Annotated in this window: 5 protein-coding genes; 1 reads left to right on the forward strand and 4 read right to left on the reverse strand. The window is 43.5% G+C overall.

All coding sequences use genetic code 11. The annotated features are described in order from the left end of the window. Positions 1 to 231 precede the first annotated feature (231 nt). From ACVA53_RS24800 to ACVA53_RS24815, 4 genes are all read right to left on the reverse strand, one after another. Entirely contained in the window at positions 232 to 639 is a 408-nt protein-coding gene (locus tag ACVA53_RS24800; protein WP_446506611.1) for a GNAT family N-acetyltransferase, read from the reverse strand. Between the two features lie 330 nt (positions 640 to 969). Beyond that, complete coding sequence (locus ACVA53_RS24805; protein WP_255042241.1) at positions 970 to 1,554, reverse strand: tyrosine-type recombinase/integrase; 585 nt, start codon at positions 1,552 to 1,554, stop codon at positions 970 to 972. A gap of 100 nt (positions 1,555 to 1,654) precedes the next feature. Then, complete coding sequence (locus ACVA53_RS24810; RefSeq protein ID WP_205158337.1) at positions 1,655 to 2,206, reverse strand: carboxymuconolactone decarboxylase family protein; 552 nt, start codon at positions 2,204 to 2,206, stop codon at positions 1,655 to 1,657. Positions 2,207 to 2,244: 38 nt separating this feature from the next. Beyond that, positions 2,245 to 2,487 carry a DUF2798 domain-containing protein gene (locus ACVA53_RS24815; RefSeq protein ID WP_446506612.1) on the reverse strand — a complete coding sequence of 81 codons (243 nt, stop codon included), beginning with the start codon at positions 2,485 to 2,487 and terminating at the stop codon, positions 2,245 to 2,247. 146 nt (positions 2,488 to 2,633) lie between these two features. On the opposite strand from ACVA53_RS24815, the gene ACVA53_RS24820 reads away from it, so the two are divergent. Beyond that, positions 2,634 to 3,380, forward strand: coding sequence for a LysR family transcriptional regulator (locus tag ACVA53_RS24820; protein WP_446506613.1), 747 nt, complete (start codon positions 2,634 to 2,636; stop codon positions 3,378 to 3,380). The last annotated feature ends 36 nt before the right edge of the window (positions 3,381 to 3,416 follow it).

The following is a 3,416-nucleotide window of genomic DNA, read 5'->3' on the forward strand; positions in this document are numbered from 1 at the left end:
GAGCCGGATATCGACTCGCTGCTTCCTTGGAACTTCGATTATTAAAGCGCGCCACGTGGGATCGTGGGGCGCTTACGAAGTTACTAGCAGACCGGCAAGTTACGCTCCGGTTGTCCATACAGGTAAGACCTGGTACCTGTAACCACATACAGATTAGAAAAAGTTACCCAAATATGCTTTTACCGGTTTGCCAGCGGTATTGGGGAAAACACGAAAAGGGGCAAACATGCGTTACAAGTTACTATTATCAAAGAACTGCTTAGGGCCAAGGGGCTGTGAAGATGACCAGCCTTCAGAGAAGGCGCCTTTAGTATAGTTTGATATCACCTTACGCCAAAAGCACTGAGCCAATTTGTTGGATTCTAGTTGCGAGACACTCCATCCTCCCAAGTGCTGTTGAAATACTTCTTGCGCAAATCGCGTTGCTATCCCTTTTCGCCGTTTTGAGCTCAAAATAAAGAATTCTGCGATTGAAAATTTGTTAGTCGTAATTTCTCGAACCAGAGCAAACCCAACAGGTTCATTGTCGTTAAGACAGAGATAAGCAAAGCGGTCTTTATCAGTCCAATATAGGTCAAAGTACTTTCCTAGGCTGTACAAGCCTTTATCATCTGGCCGCTCACCAGTATATGACGACATATCATGCAAATAGGCTTGCATTAGGTCTTTGACTGACGACAGTTTTTGTTGAGCATTCAGATTTTAGCAATCTCACAGAGGTTCACCCTTCTCATCTAATCCTAACTACGACTTGAACCCATAATAATTATTAAGTCAATGTACATACTGCTCAAAGACCACTTCAGTCGCAACTAACTTAAAAAGGGGCAATTTCATGTTACATACCCAGCCAGCACTGTTCTGGACACAAAGACGTGTTTGCCGAGATCGGCGTCAGCACGTCCTTGACAACAATGTGATAGAGTCAATGCTCTAATCCGTGTACCTGTTATAATTAATTCTTGTCAATCAGCTCTCAATTTCTTCCGATAACCGAAGAGCATCCTCTATCTCTACCCCCAAATATTTGATCGTATTTTCAATTTTGGTGTGACCAAGCAAAAGCTGGATCGCTCGAATATTTTTGGTCTTCTGATAAATCAGTGTTGCTTTGGTTCGGCGCAGTGAGTGGGTTCCATATAGATCAGGGTTATGACCTAAAGCAAGTGCCCAACTCCGAATGATTCGACGGTAATATGAGTAGCTTAGAGATTGATTAGGCTTTCGTGGGCTTGGGAAAAGGTAGTCTTTAGGTTGAAGCTCTTGGTCTTTAATCCAATGGCTCAGCGTTTGCTGTGTTCTCTGAGTGATCTCAAACTGAACGTCATTGCCAGTCTTTTTCTGAACATATTGGACACGGTTGAATACTAAGAAGTTAGATGAAACATCTGACACCCTTAATGATAATAGGTCGTTTGAACGTAGCTTGCTATCGATTGCAAGATTAAGAAGAGATAGTTCCATCAGATTATTACTGAGCTCTAAGCGAGTCCTAATCCGCCAAATTTCCTCTAATCTAAATGGCTTTTTTACACCCGTTTTCTTGCACTCCATATGCTCCCTCGTTGTACTGTTGTGAACAGCATCCAAACATGAAGTTTTGTGAAAAAAGAGCGAACTTACTCGTTCGCTCGATGACATCTAGCTCGTAGGACTATTTTTTAGACCAAGCAAACTTCTCAAATACTTTGTCTACTGGGGTGTGAGCAACGTGGTTTACGTAGTTGCTGATCACTTTTTGTGATAGGCCAAGGATCACTTCAAGTACCTGTTGCTGACCGTAACCCGCAGCAAAAAATGCTGCTAAATCTGCCTCTGAAACATTCCCGCGATCACGTACTACCGCGAGAGTGAAGTCTTTTAATGCTTGAAGCTTTTCTGTAGGCATCGCTTCATCGTTACGCAGTGCTTCAGTCAGTGCTGAATCAACTTTCATTGAATGTGCAATACCAGTGTGTGCAGGAACGCAGTAGTGACACTCATGTTCAACGTTAATGGTTTGCCATACTACCGTTAGCTCTTCAGCGTCGAATGATGTGTTGGTGAATTGCTGATGTAGTTGCGTGTAAGCCGTTAGGATTTGAGGAGACTCAGCCATTACTGCGTAAAGACCAGGAACCATACCCATTTGCTTTTGTGCGCCTTCAAGGATTGCTTTGCTTTTCTCAGGTGCTGACTCAACAGTGTGTAGTTTAAACTCGCACATTTTCTTTTCCTATTCTCTAACTTATTAACTTGACTGATTTATTTTACTTCTGGCTCTAGCAGCACTTTGGTTACGAACAGACGAACCGTTGGTGCAACGAGGGCTAAAACCAGCAGTGCCGATGGCACCATTTGTGAAACTGCGTTTAACCATGCATCGAAGAACACATCGTTTGTCGGTAGTGTCTTAGCAACCATGATAGCTGGCATACTAAGCAGCATAGTTGGTAGAACCATAGAAACCATTAGTGGGTACTGGAACTTACGTGGAAATTTTTTCATGCTGCTCTCTCTTATGCTTGACTGCGATTGGCTAACTGATGGGGTTATATTAGTCCTGATTTCCGCAATCAAAAATAGACAACATTGAACTTGAATCTTTCATATTTGAATGATTAACTCAGAGTACAACTCTTAATGGTGATCAAATGAAAGCAAAGGATATCTCTAACCTCTACCTGTTTTGCCAATCTGTTGAGTGCGGTGGTTTTGCCGCAGCGAGTCTCAAAACCCACGTTTCGGCCCCAACGTTCTCAAGGGCGGTTGCAAGCCTTGAAGATAAACTGGGAGAAAAACTGGTACACCGTAATGCAAAGCAGTTCCAACTGACGACGGCTGGTGACGAATACTACCAACGCTTCGCTGCTCTATTTATGCAGTTAAATGATGAATGGACGCAGTTTTCGAATAGCCAGCCAGTATTAACAGGTGAAATCCGAGTCTCTTGCCCAGAGCCATTTGCGGATAATTTCCTGCAAAAGATGGCGATTGAGTTTATGCAGCTTCACCCCGAAGTTTCTGTAACCATCCAATTTAGCGCAGGCACAGAGCGTTTTTTTGATGAGCAGATTGACCTTGCGATTGTGACGACTCCACCTCATGCTAGTCATTTAATTCAGCGTCAGTTGTTTGAATCACCATTAATGCTAGCGGCATCACCAAGCTATATCGAAAAACATGGTCAGCCCGAACAAGCAGAAGAGTTGATTAATCATCAGCTACTATCAGGGAATAGCTTGCCATATTGGGAGTTAAAAGAAGACGAAAAAGCGATCCGTATTCCTTATCAACCACGATATTCTGTTAGCAGTCTACGCTTGAATATTGATGCCACACTGGCAGGAGCAGGGATCTGTGCGTATTCCGCTGATTCCGGACACCCATTCCGCGTTTAACCGGACGCCCTTTTCCCCAAGCTTTTCTCTACCCCT

The organism is Photobacterium sp. DNB23_23_1 (assembly GCF_052873815.1).

Coding starts and splice junctions, on each gene's coding strand:
- ACVA53_RS24800 (WP_446506611.1), bottom strand. CDS start 639: ATGTCGTCATATACTGGTGAGCGGCCAGATGATAAAGGCTTGTACAGC.
- ACVA53_RS24805 (WP_255042241.1), bottom strand. CDS start 1,554: ATGGAGTGCAAGAAAACGGGTGTAAAAAAGCCATTTAGATTAGAGGAA.
- ACVA53_RS24810 (WP_205158337.1), bottom strand. CDS start 2,206: ATGTGCGAGTTTAAACTACACACTGTTGAGTCAGCACCTGAGAAAAGC.
- ACVA53_RS24815 (WP_446506612.1), bottom strand. CDS start 2,487: ATGAAAAAATTTCCACGTAAGTTCCAGTACCCACTAATGGTTTCTATG.
- ACVA53_RS24820 (WP_446506613.1), top strand. CDS start 2,634: ATGAAAGCAAAGGATATCTCTAACCTCTACCTGTTTTGCCAATCTGTT.